Here is an 18,370-nt window from a genome sequence, read left to right as displayed (position 1 = left end):
CATGAGCACCACCGACACCGCCGCCCCGGCGCTAAAGGAAATCTTCAACGCCGAGCGCTTGCAGCACATCGCTGACGAAATGAGCGCGGTGTACCCGGCATTCAAGGCCAAGGCGTTTCTCAAACACGCCCAGGACGGACTCGCTGAATTATCAGTGATGCAACGCATGGCGCGTGTCAGCGAAAGCCTGCACGCCGTGCTGCCGCTGGACTACGAAGATTCCCTCGAAGTGCTGTTCGAACTCGCGCCACGGCTGAACAGCGGGTTCGTCAGCATGTGCCTGCCGCATTACGTCGCGAGCTATGGCGGGCACGCCTTCGATACCTCCATGGATGCCCTGAAATACTTCACCACTTTCGGCTCCTCCGAATTCGCCATCCGTTACTTTCTGCGCAGCGACCTCGAGCGCTCGCTGGAACGAATGCATGACTGGACCCGCGAAGAAAACCATCACGTCCGCCGACTAGCCAGCGAAGGCAGCCGCCCTCGCCTGCCGTGGTCCTTTCGGTTGGAAGCGGTACAAGCGGATCCGCTGCTGGCCGCCGGGATACTGAATCGGTTGAAGGCGGATGAGAGCTTGTACGTGCGCAAGTCCGTGGCGAATCATTTGAATGATGTGACGAAAGTGCATCCGGAGTGGGTGTTGGACACGATTGAAGGTTGGTCGCTGGATAACAAGCACACCGCCTGGATTGCCAAGCATGCGCTGCGCAGCTTGATCAAACAGGGCAACGTGCGCGCGCTGACGGTGATTGGCGCGGGGGCGAAGGCTGAGGTTGAGTTGTCGGATGCCCGGGTTGAGCCGGCGATGGTGAGTTTGGGGGACGCGATTACGTTGTCGTTTACGGTGAAGTCGACGGTGGCGCATGAACAGCGGCTGGTGATCGACTATGCGATTGAGTATGTGAAGGCGAATGGCGGGGTTTCGAGGAAGGTATTCAAGTTGAAGACGGTGGAATTGCCGGGGTTTGGGGTGGCGCTTGTGCAGCGCAGACAGGTCATCAAGGATTTCACGACACGCAAGCATTTTGCCGGCCGGCATGGAGTGCAGGTGATGATTAACGGAAAGGTGGTGGGTAGTGCAGGGTTTGAGGTTTTGATTTGAGAAATGAGTCATTGATTGGTCTTGAAGACCGGTCGCGAATCAGTGCACTGGCAGCCGTGCATCGATAATGAGCGCGGCAGCACAATGGACAAACTCCCGCCTTCAGTAGTTACCAACTTCCGTATGGGACGCCGAATTAAGCCCTGAGGGAGCACCCGTTGTCACAAGCACTTTCAACAGCGTATGGCGACTCCACGGGCCGCAGTACTCAGGCACGTGCGCGATCAATCGGTATCCGCAGCGGGTGTACCAACGGGCGACGTCGTCATCCAGTGTTTCGATCAACGCATCTACGCATGCTCTTTCAACCGCTAATGCCTCAAGCTTGTGCAACACCTGAGTACCCAGCCTGGTTCCACGCCATTGCGCGTTGATCCACAGGTAATTGACAAACAGACGCCTGAATTCGGTTCTACCGGAAGCGCCGCCGATTAGTGCCCCGTTCTCCATCAGCGAACAGGCGATGGCCTCAGCTTGTCCGCCGCGAGCCTCGGACAAGGCTCGGCCATGCTGTAAGACGCCGTCACTGATGGCCTTCATGGTGTCCGGATTGATGTCGCGAACGGTAAGCCATTCCCTCATTGCTGCTATCCATTGCTAAAAGTCCTTGGCGCTTTCAAGCAAAAGAGGAGCCAACCTGAGATCTTCCCAGCAACAACCCCTGCTCCGCCTCACACAACCCCACCACATAATCCCAGACCACCCGCAGCCGCACCGATTTGTGCAACTCCCGCCGCGTGCTGATCCAGTAGCTGCGTTCGATGCTTTCATCCGGCAGCAGCGCCACCAGATCCGGGTCGGACGCGGCCATGTAACACGGCAGCACGGCGATGCCCAACCCCGAGCGCGCCGCTTCCTGCTGGGCGATGACGCTGGTGCTGTGAAAGACCACGCGCGGGCTGCGGCAGAAGCTGTTGAGGAACATCAGTTCCTGACTGAACAGCAGATCGTCGACGTAACCGATCCACGCATGTCGGCCCAGGTCCTCGCGGCTATGCAGCGGTGGCGCTTTGTCGAGGTAGGTCTGGCTGGCGTAAAGCGCGAGTCGATAGTCAGTGAGCTTGCGCGTGACCAGCATGTCGGCGGATGGCCGTTCGAGGTGGATGCTGATCTCCGCTTCACGGTTGAGGATGCTGACAAAGCGCGGCACTGCAACCAGTTCCACCTCCAATCCCGGATAACGCTCGAACAAGCCAATCATGCGACTGGCGAGAAACTTGATGCCAAGGCCTTCGGTGACGCCGACGCGGATCTTGCCCAGCGGCGCGGTGGACTGGGTGATTTCTTCCTGCGCCAGCAGCGCGACGTTTTCCATCGCTTCGGCGTGCTTTAGCAAGGCCTCCCCCGCCGGGGTCATTTCATAGCCTTGGGCGTGCTGGACGAACAGCGCAGTGCCGAGGCTTTTCTCGATCGATTCAATATGCCGCGCCACTGTCGCGTGGGTGGTGTTGAGCCGGCGCGCGGCAGTGAGCAAGCGGCCGCTGCGTTGCAGCTCGAGAAAAAAGCGCAGGTCGTTCCAGTCGAACATGGCGGGTCCTTGTCGGCTATCGTCGTTACACGCTGTTTGAAAACGCACAGCGGCTGCGCAAAAACTAACATTCTTTTAACGAAAGCTAACAACTAGAGTGTCCGACAATAAAAACAAAAAGCGAGGTCAGGGCATGCAGACGTCCCTGGATGAATTCGACTACATCGTGGTCGGCGCCGGCCCCGCCGGTTGCTTGCTGGCCAACCGGCTCTCAGCGGATCCACAGCAACGGGTATTGCTGCTCGAAGCCGGCGGACGCGACAACTACGCCTGGATTCACATTCCTGTGGGTTACCTGTTCTGCATCGGTAATCCGCGCACCGACTGGTGCTTCAAAACCGAACAACAACCGGGCCTCAATGGCCGCGCGCTGAGTTATCCGCGCGGCAAGGTGCTGGGCGGCTGTTCGTCGATCAACGGCATGATCTACATGCGCGGCCAGGCCGGCGACTATGACGGCTGGGCGGCCGCAGGCAATCCGGGCTGGGCCTGGAAGGATGTGCTGCCGCTGTTCAAACAGAGCGAAAACCACTTTGCCGGCGGCGCCGAGTTTCATGGCGATCAGGGTGAATGGCGGGTCGAACAGCAGCGCCTGTCGTGGCCGATTCTGGATGCCTTTCGCAGCGCTGCCGAGCAAAGCGGCATCGCCAGCATCAATGACTTCAACCAGGGCGACAACGAGGGCTGCGGTTACTTTCAGGTCAACCAGAAAGCCGGGGTACGCTGGAACGCGGCCAAGGCCTTTTTGAAACCACTGCGCAGTCGGGCGAACCTGACTGTGCTGACCGGCGTCGAGGTTGATCGTGTGTTGCTGGAGAACGGCCGCGCGGCGAAAGTCAGCGCGCAGCATGAAGGTCAGATCAAACAGTTCAAGGCGCGCAAGGAGATTGTTTTGTGCGCCGGTTCAGTCGGCTCGCCGAGCATTCTGCAGCGCTCCGGCATCGGTCCGCGGCCGCTGCTCGAACGCGTAGGGATAGGCGTGATTCATGAGCTGCCCGGCGTCGGCGGCAACCTGCAGGATCACCTGCAACTGCGCCTGATCTACAAACTGGAAAACGCCCGCACCCTGAACCAGATCGCCGGCAGCGTGTGGGGCAAGATGGGCATGGGCTTGCGTTATCTGTATGACCGTAGCGGGCCGTTGTCGATGGCGCCGAGTCAGTTGGGCGCATTCGCCCGCTCCGGTCCCGAGCAAACCTCGGCGAACCTGCAATATCACGTGCAACCGCTGTCGCTGGAGCGTTTTGGTGAGCCGCTGCACAGCTTCCCGGCGTTCACCGCCTCGGTGTGCGACCTGCGCCCGCAGAGCCGTGGACGCATCGAGATTCGTTCGGCCGATCCGCAAGCGGCGCCGCTGATCCAGCCCGATTACCTCAGCCATCCAGAAGATCTGCGCGTCGCCGCCGATGCCATTCGTCTGACCCGGCGCATCGTCAGCGCCCCTGCCCTGCAAGCGTTCAAACCGGTCGAATACCTGCCCGGCGACAGCTTGCAAAGCGAAGAACAATTGCATGAAGCGGCGGCGAAGATCGGCACGACGATTTTCCATCCGGTCGGCACCTGTCGCATGGGCAATGACGGTGACGCGGTGGTCGATGCGCAATTGCGCGTGCATGGTGTGCCGGGTCTGCGCGTTGCCGATGCGTCGATCATGCCGCGCATCACCTCGGGCAACACCTGTTCGCCTACGCTGATGATTGCCGAGAAGGCGGCACAACTGATTTTGTCCAGATCTGCAGATATCTCCCCTGTGGGAGCGAGCCTGCTCGCGAATGCGGTAGCTCACTCAGCCTAGGAGTTAACTGACAAAAAGCTTTCGCGAGCAGGCTCGCTCCCACAGCAATCATCACCAGACTCAGGCATCGCGCATTACCGGACACGCAACACCAGTGGAACAACAAAAACAATCACTGTGAGGGATACCGATATGTCAGAACACGTTCAGCCGCTGGACGCTGCGGGCAGCGCCGAGACCAGCAACGCCACGCAGAAAGTCATCTTCGCTTCATCACTCGGGACGGTGTTCGAGTGGTATGACTTCTTCCTCTACGGCGCCCTAGCGGCAGTGATCAGCAAGCAGTTTTTTGCCGGGGTCAATGACACCACGGCGTTCATCTTCGCGCTCATGGCGTTCGCCGCCGGCTTCATCGTACGGCCGTTCGGTGCGTTGGTATTCGGCCGTCTGGGTGACATGATCGGGCGCAAATACACCTTTCTGGCGACGATCATTCTGATGGGCGTGGCGACGTTCTGCGTCGGCCTGCTGCCGACCTACGCCAGCATCGGCATCGCCGCGCCGATCATTCTGGTGGTGCTGCGCATGCTTCAGGGCCTGGCGCTCGGTGGCGAATACGGCGGTGCGGCGACCTACGTGGCCGAACATGCGCCTATCGGCAAACGTGGCTTCCACACCAGCTGGATTCAATCCACCGCGACCCTCGGCCTGTTGCTCTCGCTGCTGGTAGTGCTCGGTTGCCGCTACTTCACCGGCGACCAGTTTGAAGTCTGGGGCTGGCGCATTCCGTTCCTGCTGTCGATCGTCCTGTTGGGCATTTCCACCTGGATTCGCCTGAGCCTGCACGAGTCGCCGGCCTACCTGAAAATGAAGGAAGAAGGCAAAACCTCGAAGGCGCCGATCCGCGAATCCTTCGGCAAATGGGAAAACCTCAAAGTCGTGCTGATCGCCCTGTTCAGCATCAATGCCGGGCAAGCAGTGACCTTCTACGCCGCGCAGTTCTATGTGCTGTTCTTCCTCACCCAGTTCCTGAAAATGGACCCGGCGGTGGCCAACAGCCTGTTGATCATCAGCGTGGTGATCGGCGCGCCATTCTTCATCTTTTTCGGCTGGCTCTCGGACAAGGTCGGGCGCAAACCGGTGCTGATGCTCGGCCTGCTGCTGGCCACCGCGCTGTACTTCCCGATCTTCAAATCCCTGGCCCACTACGCCAACCCGGCGATCGATCAGGCCAGCCGTCAGGCACCGATCACCGTCCTCGCCGATCCCGCCACTTGCACCTTCCAGTTCGATCCGGTGGGCAAGGCCAAATTCGACAGCCCGTGCGACAAGGTCAAGACCTTCCTGGTCAAGCAAGGCCTGCCCTACTCCAGCGTCGCTGCACCTGCGGGCAGCGCCGTGCAAGTGAGTGTCGGCGACGTGAAGCTGGATGGTTTCGATGAGGCGGCACTGCGCGGCGCGATCACCCTCGCCGGCTACCCGCAACAAGCCGATATGCAGCAGATCAACAAACCGATGATCGTCGCCCTGATCGTCGCGCTGATCATCATCTCGGCCATGTGCTACGGCCCGCTGGCCGCGTTGATGGTCGAACTGTTCCCGACCCGCATTCGCTACACCTCGATGTCGCTGCCCTATCACATCGGCAACGGCTGGTTCGGCGGATTCCTGCCCACCGTGTCGTTTGCGCTGGTGGTGTACACCGGGGATATTTTCTACGGGCTGTGGTATCCGGTGCTGATCACCGGGGTGAGCCTGGTGGTGGGGATGATCTGTCTGCGTGAGACGAAGAATATCGATCTCGATAAAAACTGAAAAACCCGCTGACAACAATGGCGAGGGAAGCGATTCTCTCGCCATTTTTTGCTTCAGGCGTCCGCTTTGATCACTTCGAATTTCACCTGGTCCGGATAAAACGCCACATAGTTGCGGATCGGTTCAACCGAGATCTTGGGTTTTTCGTAAGTCCACACCGCATTGGCGCCCTCATGCCCTGGCACCTGCAGGCTGAAGTAATTGGCGTCACCTTTGTATGGGCAATAGCTGGTGTGGTCGGTGCGGGCGAAGTATTTTTCGTCGATGTCTTCGCGCGGGATGTAGTACACCGGCGGATAGTTGGCTTCGTTGAGGATCATCGCGTGAGAGGACGCGGCGACCTGGATGCCGTGGAACTTCACCAGCAGGCAGCCGGCAAGTTGTTCCAGGCTGATCACGGGACTGGGGCTTTTCATGAGGTTCTCCTGAGCACAGCGAAGAGACCGGTTCAGGTATAGCTGATGGTTGCGCAGCTCGACTGGATTACGGCCGAACGGCTAAACCTCCTGCAACGCTTTTATCTGTATATCCATACAGATAAAAGTTGCTCCCGCCGCGAACTCCCGCCATCCTGTGCCCTCTCCACACACCAACCAGCGATGGTAGCTATGCGGCTGTACCTCTGTGAAAAACCCTCTCAGGCCAAAGATATTGCGGCGGTGCTCGGCGCCAAGCGTCGCGGCGACGGCTGCTGGTTGGGGACGGACGTCACAGTGACCTGGTGCATCGGCCATTTGCTCGAAACCGCGCCGCCGGACGCCTACGACGCGCGCTACAAACGCTGGGTGCTGGCCGATCTGCCGATCATCCCGGACAAGTGGAAAATGACCGTCAAGCCGCGCACTGCCAGCCAGTACAAAGCGGTGAAGCGTCTGCTCGGCGAAGCCAGCGAACTGATCATCGCCACCGACGCCGACCGTGAGGGCGAGATGATCGCCCGGGAACTGGTCGAGCACTGCCGCTATCGCGGGCCGATCCGCCGTTTGTGGCTGTCGGCACTGGACGAGGCATCGATTCGCAAGGCGCTGGCAGCGCTGAAACCGGGCGCAGAGACGTTCAGCCTGTATCACTCGGCGCTGGGCCGTTCGCGGGCGGACTGGTTGATCGGCATGAACATGAGTCGACTGTTCACCTTGCTGGGCCGGCAGTCGGGTTATCAGGGCGTGTTGCCGGTAGGACGAGTACAAACGCCCACCCTGCGACTGGTGGTCGACCGCGACCGCAGCATCGCCGATTTCGTCCCCGTACCGTTCTGGGCAATCGACGTGGATTTGCTGCACAACGGAACGGCGTTTACCGCGCAATGGCGCGCGCCGTCGGACATTTGTGATGATCAGGATCGCTGCCTTAATCAGCCGTTGGCGCAACAAGCGGCGGCGGCGATCAGCAGTGCTGACAGCGCACGGGTGATCAAGCTGAAGACCGAGCGCATGCGCGAAGTGGCGCCGCTGCCCTTCGATCTTGGCACCTTGCAGGAAGTCTGCTCGAAAAAGCTTGGCCTTGGCGCGCAGGAAACCCTCGACATCGCCCAGGCCCTTTACGAAACCTACAAAGTCATCACCTATCCGCGCAGTGATTGCGGCTTTCTGCCGTTGAGCCAACACAGTGAGGCGCCATCGATCCTCACAGCGTTGCGCCAGGCCGATCCGAGCCTTGAAGCCTTGCAGGGTTATCTCGAACCGCAACGGCGCTCGCGGGCGTGGAATGACGCCAAGGTCAGCGCTCACCACGGCATCATTCCCACCATCGCCGCGAAGAATCTTGAACGTCTGACCGGCAAACATCGCGCGGTGTACACGCTGATTCGCGCGCGCTACCTGGCGCAGTTCCTGCCCAACCACGAATACGATCGCACCCAGGCCGATTTCGATTGCAACGGGCAGGCCCTGCGCGCGGTGGGCAAGCAGATCATCGAAGCGGGCTGGAAGCGCGCATTGCCCGAAGCACTGGCACCGGCCAGGGGCCGCGAAGCCCCCGCGCCACAAACCTTGCCGACCCTCAGCCAGGGCGTCGAATGCGCTGTGGCGAAAGTGAATCTCAAGGATCTTTGGACGCAGCCACCAAAACCCTACACCGAAGGCGATCTGATCAAGGCGATGAAGAACGTCGCCAAACTGGTCGAGGATCCGCTGCTCAAACAGAAACTCAAGGACACCACCGGCATCGGCACCGAAGCCACCCGCGCGTCGATCATTCAGGGTTTGCTTGATCGCGGTTATCTGGTCAAGAACGGCAAGGCACTGGCGGCGACACCTGCCGCGTTCAGCCTGATCGACGCAGTGCCTCGCGCGATCGCCGACCCTGGCACCACGGCGATCTGGGAACAGGCCCTGGACATGGTGCAGAGCGGCGAGATGAGTCTGGAAGAATTCGTTACCAAACAGGCCGCGTGGATGAGCAAGCAGGTCACCCGCTGCTCCGCCCTCAGCCTGACCATCAGCGGCCCGCCGCCTGCCGGCAAAGCCGCAGCGCCGTGGAAGAAAAAGCGTAAGTCGACGCCCAGCAAAACCGCCGGTACGCGCAAACGCACGGCGCGTCCGACGACTCGCTGAATGCATCGCGGTTCCCTTCTCGACGTTGTTGAAACGGATCTTTTCTCATTCCAAAACAGCTTTGTCCGACAATATGTAGTGCTTGAAAATAATCACTACAAAACCGTTGACGGCATCGTTTTGCTTTTGCATGATGAAGACGTTCCCCGATCGGGAACACTGGTAACACGCTTGAGCAAACTCGTCTGACCGCCGAGTTGTTTTTTCCGGATACACGCTGCCCACAAGGCAGATTGAAGAAGCTGACCTGGCCTGAACGTCCAGTACAAGGACGAGAAGCGCTGGCGAAAATTCTCAAGACGCTTGTGGCCGACACTGGATTGTCGTCAAGGAGCCTCCCGGTTTTCGCTGCTTCTCCTCGTTGTGACGCTATTGCGTAGCAGTTATTCAACACGACTACATGCAACAGATGCACGACCCCGTACTTCACACGGGCGAACGCTGACGTCCTGGTTTCGGTGCCAGGGATCAACTAACCGATGGGCTACCTGTATTAGCGAATCAACTTTGAAAGATCACCAGACTGGTCAAGGGGCATAACAATGAATCTGAACAATCAACCCACCATCGAAGAACTGGCTCGTATGTTCGCGGCGCAAAAAGACAGCCACGACAGCCATATTCTCTGGATCAGCAAGTCGGGGCAGGTACACATTGACTGCCTGTCGCCTCACGCTGGCGAAGAAGAATTCGACCGCAACCACCAGAACCTGCTGGCCCGCCTGAAGATGTACCGCCGCGGCCACGGTTATGTCGGCAAGAAAGCTGCGGCCGACAAGGACTTTATTGGGAACGTGCTGCAAACGCTGAAACAGGCGTGGGATTCGATGCAGAACAAAAATGAAGCTCGGGTGATTGATCGGTTTTATTGAGTTGTAGATTATTTGACTAAGGGCCTGCTTCCGATTGGGAGCAGGCCCTTTGTTGTTCTTTTGAGTTATGCGGCGTGCGTGCCCCCGTCGCCCCTCACCCCAGCCCTCTCCCGAGGGAGAGGGAGCCGACCGAGTTGCCTCAGCTCAACCGTAGACCTTAATGACCGTGGCGATTATGAGTCAACTAAGCTCGTTCAGGTCGGCGTGACTTGACCAAACACCTCGGTCCCCTCTCCCGCTGGGAGAGGGTGAGGGGCTTTTCATGCCGAGCACCAGTTCCACAAACGCCAACGCCGCCGCACTGTGATAATTATTCCTGCGCCGCAACAACGCCGCTCCCCGCTGCGGCGCCTCCCCTTCAACACGCAAGCGGCGCAACGCGCGGTCTTCGCTGGCAATCGCCTCGGGCAGCATGGTCGCCAGCGGCGCATGCCGCACCACTTCCAGCAGCGTACTCACCGAATTCACCTCGATGCGCACCTGCGGCGTAATCCCCTGCTCACGGAAATACTCATCCACCGACAACCGCGTAATGAAGCCCGGCGTCAGCAAGGCGAAATCCAGGGAAACAACCTCCGCCGGCGTCAACACCGAAGGGCTGCCATAGAGCGGATGCCCAGGGCCGACCATGATCCCCAGCGTCTCGGTAAACGCCGGTATGCATTCGATATCGGCATTACGCACCGGCGTAAACGCGATCGCGACATCCAGCGAATCATCCGCCAGCCCGGCCTCGATGTCGTCCATCGACAACTCGAAGATTTCCAGATGAATCCCGGGAAACCGTGCCCTGTAATCACGCACCAACGGCCCGACCAGATACGCCATGAACGTCGGCGTCATCGCCAGGCGCAGGGTTCCGCGCGACAAATCCTTCACATCGTGCAAGGCGCGCTGTCCGGCCTCCAGCTCCACCAGCACGCGCCGTGCGCATTCAATGTATGCCGCGCCGGCATCGGTCGGTTTCACCGTGCGGGAGGTGCGATCGAACAGGCTGACGCCGAGGGTTTCTTCCAGCTGCCGGATCTGCTGCGACAACGTCGGCTGCGACACATGCAGCGCTTCGGCGGCGCGGGTGAAGCCACCGTGATCGGCAACGGCGAGCAAATAACGCAAATGTCGCAACAGCATGAGTACACCATCTATAGGCAGGGCTTATGCGCAGCATTGTATATCGGTCTTGGACGCTATGAATCGTCCGGCGCAACATTGCTTCCACACACAGCAAGCCAACCCCTGAAAGGAGTGACACCATGCAACAGTCCCACGCCTACAACGACAACAGCCTGGCCCTGACTACCCGCGTTCTCGACGCCAAGGCGAAAAAAGATCTGTCGTGGCAGGATCTCGCTGACGGCACCGGCCTCAGCCTGGCTTATGTCACCGCCGCCCTGCTCGGCCAGCATCCGTTGCCGGAAAACGCTGCTCAAGTGGTCGGCGACAAGCTTGACCTCAGCGCAGATGACGTCGCCGCACTGCAGATCATTCCTTTGCGTGGCAGCCTCAGCGGCGTGCCGACCGATCCGACCATCTACCGCTTTTATGAAATGATCCAGATCTACGGCACCACGCTGAAAGCGCTGGTTCATGAACAGTTCGGTGACGGCATCATCAGTGCGATCAACTTCAAACTGGACATCAAAAAAGTCGAAGACCCGGAAGGCGGCTCCCGCGCCGTGGTGACCCTCGACGGCAAGTTCCTGCCGCTGCGTCCGTTCTGATACGCCCGGCCCGCACCCTGCGTGCGGGCCATCTCATTTCTGTCACGAGGACATGCCATGAAAGCCCTGATCGACGGCTTCCTGAAATTCCAGAACGAAGCCTTCCCGCAACGCAGCGAACTGTTCAAACATCTGGCCACGACTCAGCAACCCGGCACGCTGTTCATCACCTGTTCCGACAGTCGCGTGGTGCCTGAGCTGCTGACCCAGCAAGAGCCCGGCGAACTGTTCGTGATCCGTAACGCCGGCAATATCGTGCCCTCCTACAGCCCGCATCCGGGCGGGGTGTCGGCGACGGTGGAGTATGCGGTGGCGGTACTGGGGGTGACCGATATCGTGATTTGCGGCCACTCCGATTGCGGCGCGATGACCGCGATTGCCCAGTGCAAATGCATGGATCACCTGCCCGCTGTCAGTGGCTGGCTGCAGCATGCCGAGTCGGCGAAGGTGATGAACGAAGCGCGCGTGCATGGCAGCGACGCGGCGAAATTGAGCTCGATGGTGCGCGAGAACGTGATTGCGCAACTGGCGAATATTCAGACCCACCCGAGTGTGCGCCTGGCGCAGGAGCAAGGCCGGTTGAATCTGCATGGCTGGGTGTATGACATCGAGACCGGCTCGATCGATGCGCTGTCGGCCGACCGCCGCACGTTTGTGCCGCTGGCCGAGCAACCTGAGACTTGCGCGATCAGCGCGCAAGCCAGCCACGCTGCCTGATTCCCCACCGTGATCGTTCCCACGCTCTGCGTGGGAACGATCAACAGATCAGCGTTTCACCCTGAGATCAACCTGAGTCATCCGGCTACGCACGGTAAACACGCCATCACCGGAAAGAATCGCACTGCGCGCGAACAGGCGCCCGCTCTCCCAATTGGAAAGGCCCAGTTCCGGCTTGTTCAACGCGTACTGACCATCGACCCAACGGGTGATGCCGTTGCCTACGAACGGCGCATTCACCGCGTTGTAGAAGCGTTCCTGAACCGCCGCATCCTCGCTGATCAACGACACGGTGAATTGCGGGCTGTGACGATTGAACAGCGCAATCGCCTGCTCCAGATCGTCGACAATCATCAGGCTGACTTCCGGGGTTTCTTCCCATTCCCACTCGCGGCCCAGCTCCGACTCGGGCAAAGACTCGGCCAGCGCTTCGGTCTGGTAACCCTCGGCGCGATAAACCTCGACCGTTGCGTTCCGCCATTCGCTTGGCAGGCAATTTTCACTGCCCGCGACGATGTGCAATTTGCAGCCTTGGCCGCGCGCAGTACCGGCGTCTTTCAAGGCATCGAGGAACAGCGGCACCAGCTCATCGGCGCGTTCGCGCTGAATCAGGCAGACGTTCAGGGTGTTGCAGACCTTGCGGTCCAGCGAGTTGCGCACCACTGCCGCGAAGCGAGTGGCGTCGGCGTCACGGTCGGCGATCAGCCACGCGCCGCCGGTGCCGTGCAGGCTGACGGCAGTGCCGGCCTGCTGAGCAATGCTGCCCAACTGACTGACCGCACGGCCCGAGCCGCGCGCCACCGCCAGCGACAGACGCCGATCGGCGAACATCGCCCAACCGGCGGCGTGATTGACACTTTCGACCAACGACACTGCGCCAACCGGCAAGCCGGCTTCGGCCAGTGCTGGATTCAGCGCGTGAGTGACAATGGCTTGCGCAGTGCCCAACGCATCGCTGCCGATGCGCAGCACAGCCGTATTACCGGTGCGCAACACGCCGGCGGCGTCGGCAAATACGTTGGGCCGGCCTTCGAAGACAAACGCGACGATGCCCAGCGGCGAGACGACTTGCTCAACCTTCCAGCCGTCGTGCTCGACACTGCTGATCACTTTGCCACGCGTGGGCGGCGCATCACGCCAGGCGCGCAGCCCGGCGATCATGTCGCGGCGCATGCGTTCATCGGCGAGCAAGCGTGTGGTCGAGCGACCGCGCGCCTTGGCCCGCTCGATGTCGGCGCGGTTGGCGGCTTCGATCTGCGTCCAGCACTGAGGATTTTCCAGGCGCTGGGCAAACAGGTCGAAGAATTGGCTGATGGCTTCATCGGACACCGCCGACAACGCGGTGAATGCCGCAGCCGCACGCTCGATTGCCACCGAGGCGGCCTGTTGATCGGCCACGGGGATCAGCAACAACTCGCCACTGACCTGCTCGACCAGCAAATGGTCACCGGGCTGAAACCGCGCGGCCAGTTCGGGGCTGACCACGGTGACGCGGTTACCAGCGAAAGGGATCGGCGTGCCAGCGACTAGACGTTCGAGCGCAAGAGACATGAAGCGGATTCACCATGCAGAGGGCGGCCGGAAAATGTAGCGGATTACTGGCTGAAATACACCTCCTCAAACACTAAAGAAACCTGTGGGAGCTGGCTTGCCAGCGATAGCGGTGGTTCAGGCAAATTTATAGTGACTGACAGGGCCTCATCGCTGGCAAGCCAGCTCCCACAGGGTCATGTGGTGTTCAGGTGGGTCAGAACACCGACCAGCCAATCCTTGAGCTCAGCAACTCCAGCGCTGCCATCCCCGCCAGCGAGTTGCCGGCGGCATTCAGCTCGGGCGACCACACGCACACGCTGAACTGCCCCGGCACCACCGCAACGATGCCGCCGCCGACCCCGCTCTTGCCCGGCAGGCCGACGCGATAGGCGAAATTGCCCGCCTCGTCGTACAAACCGCTGGTGGCCATGATCGAATTGACCTGCTGGGTCTGGCGGCGCGTCAGGATCTGCTCGCCGCTGTGCTTGCAGAACCCGTCATTGGCCAGAAAGCAGAACGCCCGGGCCAGATCGATGCAATTCATGCGCAGTGCGCAATGGCTGAAATAGCTGCGCAACACCGCTTCGACATCGTTGTGAAAGTTGCCGAAAGACTGCATCAGATAGGCCATCGCGGCATTGCGCGCGCGATGCTGGTATTCGGAGTCGGCGACCTTGCCGTCGATCATGATCTGCGGGTTGCCCGACAGGCGTCGGACGAAGTCGCGCATCGACAATGTCGGCGCGGCGAAGCGCGACTGGTTGATGTCGCAGATCACCAGCGCCCCAGCATTGATGAACGGATTGCGCGGGCGGCCGCGCTCGAATTCCAGTTGCACCAGCGAATTGAACGGCTGGCCGGACGGCTCGTGGCCTAGCCGTTCCCAGATCGCTTCGCCGGAGTGATCGATGGCCTGCACCAGGCTGAACACCTTGGAAATACTCTGCACCGAGAACGGCGTTTCAGCGTCGCCGGCGCAATACATTTCGCCGTCGTTACTGTACACGGCGATGCCCAACTGGTTGGCCGGCACCGTGCCGAGGGCGGGAATATAGTCAGCAACTTTGCCCTGCCCGATCAGGGGCCGGACGGCGTCAAGGATCTCGTTCAACAGCGCTTGCATGCCGGGTTCCGAAAGTCTCGCCCCATGGGATCGCGGGGACACTGGGGCTAGACGCTGCGCCCGCCGGTCGCATCACACCGGCAAGCGCCAGGCAAAATGTTCTAGGCTGAAGCGGACCATTCAGACACGGGAGAGCACCATGCACCTCGAAGGCTCCTGCCATTGTGGCGAAGTCACGTTCAGCCTCGACAGCGCCCATCCTTATCCCTATCAACGCTGCTATTGCTCGATCTGCCGCAAGACCCAGGGCGGTGGCGGTTATGCGATCAACCTTGGCGGCGACGCGACCACTCTCAAGGTTCGCGGACGCAAAAACATCAGCATCTATCACGCGAAGATGAAAGCTGAAGGCGATAAACGCGCCCATCGCAGCAGCGCCGAACGCCACTTCTGCTCGCTGTGCGGCAGCGGCCTGTGGCTGTTCAGCCCGGAGTGGCCGGAGCTGATTCACCCATTCGCCTCGGCGATCGACACGCCACTGCCGGTGCCGCCGGAACACACGCACCTGATGCTTGGCTCGAAAGCGCCGTGGGTCGAGGTGGAGGCCAAGCCGAAGGATCAGCAGTTTGATGAATATCCCGAAGAATCGATCGCCCAGTGGCATGAGCGACTCGGTGTAACTCGCTGAACACCGCGCCCTTCGCGAGCAGGCTCGCTCCCACATTTGGAATGCGATCCCCTGCTCGCGAAGGGACCGGGTCACGCAATATCAATCAGTCCAGATGCGCCCAGGTCATCCTGAACAGCGCCCCGCCCCACACCGAGTCGCCAACCTCAACCTGCCCGCCATGGGACTGCGACACCCGCCGCACCAGCGCCAGGCCCAGTCCGAAACCACCGGTGCGCCGATCACGGCTGGCATCCAGTCGGGAAAACGGTTCGAAGATTTTTTCCCGTCCCTCCAGCGGCACACCCGGCCCGTCATCGCTGACCCGCACTTCATAGTCATCGCCATTGCGCAGCAGCGACACCTCGACGCGCTGCTCGGCGTAGCGAATGGCGTTGCGCAGAAGGTTGATCACCGCGCGCGCCATGAAGCGCGGTTCGATGCTTACAGTGTCGACCTGGCAATCGGTGATCGACAGCTGCACGCCCACTGCTTCGGCCTCAAGCGCCACACTGCCGACGACGCTGTCGAGCCAATCGGCTGCGTGAATATTCTCCCGTTTGATCACTGTCGCGCCGTGCTCGAGGCTGGCGTAGGTCAGCAATTCCGAGACCATCTCCTCCAGCTCACCGAGGTCGGCGTACATGTCGGCGATCAGCTCGCGATTCTGGCTCGCGTCGGGTTGCTGTTTGAGCTGATCAAGTTCGAACGACAGCCGCGCGATCGGTGTGCGCAATTCGTGCGACACCGCATTGGTCAGCTCGCGCTGATTGGCGATCAAGCCCTCGATGCGCGCCGCCATCAGATTGAAGTGCTCGGCCAGATCGCGGATGTTCGAGCGCCGCGACAACTGAATGCGCACCGACAGATCGTTGTCGCCGAAACGCTCGGCCGCCAGCCGCAGCTTTTCCAGATCGCGCCAGTGCGGGCGCACCCAGAAAAACAGAACGATGCCGATCAGCACTGCGAGCATCATGTACGCCGCGGTGATGTAGAACGGCATCAGGCTAGGCTCCGGCGGCAGCTTGATGCTGAGCAATTGCGAGCCACCATCGATGTTGCTGATGAACTGCGTGTAATCGTCGCGGATCACCAACAGGTTCCGCGCGAGCTCGGCATTTTCCTGCGGTGTCAGGGCCAGTTGATCGGCCTCGACCAGACTCAGCGACAGACCGTAGTGCGCACGCAATGAATCGAGTTTCTGTTCACGCTCGGCGCCCTGGCGGCCTTGCAGATGATCGACCAGCGACCACGCCTGACCACGCACGGCTTCACGGTTGTAATCCTGCGTCTGGCTGTCGAGCAAGGCGTTGAAGGTGTGCTCGACCGCCTGCAAGGCCAGCACCAGACCCACCGTCATCACCAGAAACAGCCCGAGGAACAAACGCAGCATTTACAACTCCCACGCGAACGGATTGAACAGATAGCCCTTGCCCCACACGGTCTTGATGCACACCGGCTCGCGGGGATTGTCCTTGAGTTTGTTGCGCAATTTGCTGATGTAGACGTCGACGCTGCGGTTGAGGCCGTCGAAAGCGATGCCGCGCATGCGATTGAGAATGTCATCGCGGGAAAGAATCTTGCCTGCCGCGCTGGCGAGCAACCAGAGCAATTCGAACTCCATGGTGGTCAGCTCGATCAGCTCACCGGCCAAGCGCACTTCCCGGCAACTGCGGTCGATGCTCAATTGCCCGAACTCAAGAAAACTCACCACGCTGGTGTCCGGCGTCTGCCGCCGTTGCAGCGCCCGTAGCCGCGCAAGCAATACCGGCGGTTTGATCGGTTTGATCACGTAATCGTCAGCGCCGGACTCCAGACCGAGGATGTGATCGAGATCGTCTTCCTTGGCGGTGAGGATCACGATCGGCGTGTCCGAGACACTGCGAATTTCCCGACAGACCTGCAAACCGCTCTGCCCCGGCAACATCAGGTCGAGCACCAGCACTTTCGGCTTGAATTCCAGGAATGCAGCCATGGCGAGATCGCCGCGATGCACCGTGCGCACCTCGTAGCCGTGTTGTTCAAGAAAGTATGCGATCAGTGCGGCGAGACGCTCATCGTCTTCGACCAGCAGGACTTTGCCAAAACCCAGGTTATCCATAACAACCGTTGCCAAGCCAAACGTGAAAGGGCCGATATTATGCTGGCATTCATCGAACAGGCGATGACGGCAGACAGCAAAAACCGGCCACTTGGGCCGGTTTTCGGTGATGTTTCATACTCCTAAGAGTTTTTTACAATCCGACAATGATGTCCGATTGAATTGCGGACCTCTGTAGGAGCTGCCGAAGGCTGCGATATTTTGATTTTCGATTTGTAACAACAAGATCAAAAGATCGCAGCCTGCGGCAGCTCCTACCCGATCATGCGGCGACCGGCACGCCGCTGTGGAAGCGGAACTCCTCGTCCGGCGACTCGATCAGTTCCTGCTCGGCCACACGGACGCGCTCGATCACCTGCGCGACATCCTTGGCATCACCATACTGATAGGCCAGTTTCAGATAACCCTGAAAGTGCCGCGCCTCGCTTTTCAGCAGGCCGAAATAGAACTTGCCCAGCTCTTCATCCAGATGCGGCACCAGTGCTTCGAATCGTTCGCAACTGCGTGCTTCGATGAACGCGCCAACCACCAGCGTGTCGACCAGTTTTACCGGTTCGTGGCTGCGCACCACTTTGCGCAGGCCGGAGGCGTAGCGGCCGGCGTGCAGCTGACGCAGTTCGATCTTGCGCCGCTTCATGATGCGCATGACTTGCTCGTGGTGCACCAGTTCTTCCCGGGCCAGGCGCGACATCATGTTGATCAGGTCGACGTGGGCGTGGTACTTGGCAATCAGGCTCAGCGCCGTGCTGGCAGCCTTGAACTCGCAGTTCTTGTGGTCGATCAGCAGGGTTTCCTGGTCGGCCAATGCCGCCTGGACCCAGGCGTCGGGGGTGCGGCAGCCAAGGAATTCGTGGATTTCGGGAAGGATCATGGGGCTCACGGTAAAAGGTGTTCGAGCGAAGAGCGCCGATTATACCGGCCTGCCCGCAGACCACCAGCGGGGGCTGTTGATATGCATCAA

17 protein-coding genes are annotated in these 18,370 nt (G+C 60.2%); 8 read left to right on the top strand and 9 right to left on the bottom strand.

Going from position 1 to position 18,370, the window contains the following annotated elements; genetic code table 11:
* The first annotated feature begins 1 nt into the window (after position 1).
* Complete coding sequence (locus AC0Z5Z_RS19340) at positions 2-1,105, top strand: DNA alkylation repair protein (RefSeq protein ID WP_375122319.1); 1,104 nt, start codon at positions 2-4, stop codon at positions 1,103-1,105.
* Between the two features lie 102 nt (positions 1,106-1,207).
* On the opposite strand, the gene AC0Z5Z_RS19335 is transcribed toward AC0Z5Z_RS19340, so the two are convergent.
* Positions 1,208-1,687, bottom strand: coding sequence for a GNAT family N-acetyltransferase (locus AC0Z5Z_RS19335; RefSeq protein WP_056789243.1), 480 nt, complete (start codon positions 1,685-1,687; stop codon positions 1,208-1,210).
* A 34-nt stretch (positions 1,688-1,721) separates the two neighbouring features.
* Entirely contained in the window at positions 1,722-2,633 is a 912-nt protein-coding gene (locus AC0Z5Z_RS19330) for a LysR family transcriptional regulator (RefSeq protein ID WP_252867784.1), read from the bottom strand.
* A gap of 133 nt (positions 2,634-2,766) precedes the next feature.
* Here AC0Z5Z_RS19330 and AC0Z5Z_RS19325 point away from each other — a divergent pair, with 133 nt between their 5' ends.
* Together AC0Z5Z_RS19325 and AC0Z5Z_RS19320 are read left to right on the top strand one after the other, a co-directional pair.
* Positions 2,767-4,428 carry a GMC family oxidoreductase gene (locus tag AC0Z5Z_RS19325; protein WP_236168655.1) on the top strand — a complete coding sequence of 554 codons (1,662 nt, stop codon included), beginning with the start codon at positions 2,767-2,769 and terminating at the stop codon, positions 4,426-4,428.
* Positions 4,429-4,560: 132 nt separating this feature from the next.
* Complete coding sequence (locus AC0Z5Z_RS19320; protein ID WP_024013261.1) at positions 4,561-6,183, top strand: MFS transporter; 1,623 nt, start codon at positions 4,561-4,563, stop codon at positions 6,181-6,183.
* A 53-nt stretch (positions 6,184-6,236) separates the two neighbouring features.
* Here the strand turns inward: AC0Z5Z_RS19320 and AC0Z5Z_RS19315 are convergent, their stop codons facing one another.
* Positions 6,237-6,599 carry a DUF427 domain-containing protein gene (locus AC0Z5Z_RS19315; protein ID WP_056789235.1) on the bottom strand — a complete coding sequence of 121 codons (363 nt, stop codon included), beginning with the start codon at positions 6,597-6,599 and terminating at the stop codon, positions 6,237-6,239.
* A gap of 192 nt (positions 6,600-6,791) precedes the next feature.
* Between AC0Z5Z_RS19315 and AC0Z5Z_RS19310 the strand changes: the two genes are divergently transcribed.
* Positions 6,792-8,735 carry a DNA topoisomerase III gene (locus AC0Z5Z_RS19310; RefSeq protein WP_485611541.1) on the top strand — a complete coding sequence of 648 codons (1,944 nt, stop codon included), beginning with the start codon at positions 6,792-6,794 and terminating at the stop codon, positions 8,733-8,735.
* Between the two features lie 542 nt (positions 8,736-9,277).
* Positions 9,278-9,607: a hypothetical protein gene (locus AC0Z5Z_RS19305; RefSeq protein WP_252884389.1), complete on the top strand. Its 330-nt coding sequence runs from the start codon at positions 9,278-9,280 to the stop codon at positions 9,605-9,607.
* 180 nt (positions 9,608-9,787) lie between these two features.
* Here the strand turns inward: AC0Z5Z_RS19305 and cynR are convergent, their stop codons facing one another.
* Positions 9,788-10,738: a transcriptional regulator CynR gene (gene cynR / locus AC0Z5Z_RS19300; RefSeq protein ID WP_485611540.1), complete on the bottom strand. Its 951-nt coding sequence runs from the start codon at positions 10,736-10,738 to the stop codon at positions 9,788-9,790.
* A 122-nt stretch (positions 10,739-10,860) separates the two neighbouring features.
* Between cynR and cynS the strand changes: the two genes are divergently transcribed.
* Positions 10,861-11,328 carry a cyanase gene (gene cynS, locus AC0Z5Z_RS19295; RefSeq protein WP_041480833.1) on the top strand — a complete coding sequence of 156 codons (468 nt, stop codon included), beginning with the start codon at positions 10,861-10,863 and terminating at the stop codon, positions 11,326-11,328.
* Between the two features lie 57 nt (positions 11,329-11,385).
* Positions 11,386-12,045 carry a carbonic anhydrase gene (locus AC0Z5Z_RS19290; protein ID WP_073471183.1) on the top strand — a complete coding sequence of 220 codons (660 nt, stop codon included), beginning with the start codon at positions 11,386-11,388 and terminating at the stop codon, positions 12,043-12,045.
* A gap of 48 nt (positions 12,046-12,093) precedes the next feature.
* Here AC0Z5Z_RS19290 and AC0Z5Z_RS19285 read toward each other — a convergent pair whose 3' ends face one another.
* Positions 12,094-13,596: an aldehyde dehydrogenase family protein gene (locus AC0Z5Z_RS19285; RefSeq protein WP_485611539.1), complete on the bottom strand. Its 1,503-nt coding sequence runs from the start codon at positions 13,594-13,596 to the stop codon at positions 12,094-12,096.
* 196 nt (positions 13,597-13,792) lie between these two features.
* A complete protein-coding gene (glsB, locus tag AC0Z5Z_RS19280; protein WP_024013269.1) occupies positions 13,793-14,701 on the bottom strand; it encodes a glutaminase B in 909 nt (302 codons plus the stop codon).
* Positions 14,702-14,840: 139 nt separating this feature from the next.
* On the opposite strand from glsB, the gene AC0Z5Z_RS19275 reads away from it, so the two are divergent.
* Entirely contained in the window at positions 14,841-15,329 is a 489-nt protein-coding gene (locus AC0Z5Z_RS19275; RefSeq protein WP_122881405.1) for a GFA family protein, read from the top strand.
* An 85-nt stretch (positions 15,330-15,414) separates the two neighbouring features.
* Here the strand turns inward: AC0Z5Z_RS19275 and AC0Z5Z_RS19270 are convergent, their stop codons facing one another.
* The 3 genes from AC0Z5Z_RS19270 to AC0Z5Z_RS19260 all read right to left on the bottom strand — a co-directional run bounded on the left by AC0Z5Z_RS19270 (position 15,415) and on the right by AC0Z5Z_RS19260 (position 18,280).
* Positions 15,415-16,701: an ATP-binding protein gene (locus AC0Z5Z_RS19270; protein WP_056789216.1), complete on the bottom strand. Its 1,287-nt coding sequence runs from the start codon at positions 16,699-16,701 to the stop codon at positions 15,415-15,417.
* Entirely contained in the window at positions 16,702-17,409 is a 708-nt protein-coding gene (locus AC0Z5Z_RS19265) for a winged helix-turn-helix domain-containing protein (RefSeq protein WP_056789214.1), read from the bottom strand.
* Positions 17,410-17,671: 262 nt separating this feature from the next.
* Entirely contained in the window at positions 17,672-18,280 is a 609-nt protein-coding gene (locus AC0Z5Z_RS19260) for a MiaE family protein (protein WP_056789213.1), read from the bottom strand.
* Positions 18,281-18,370: the final 90 nt, after the last annotated feature.

The organism is Pseudomonas sp. 1L-E-NC-VB-C3 (assembly GCF_057291535.1).
This window is presented reverse-complemented; position numbering and strand designations above follow the sequence as displayed.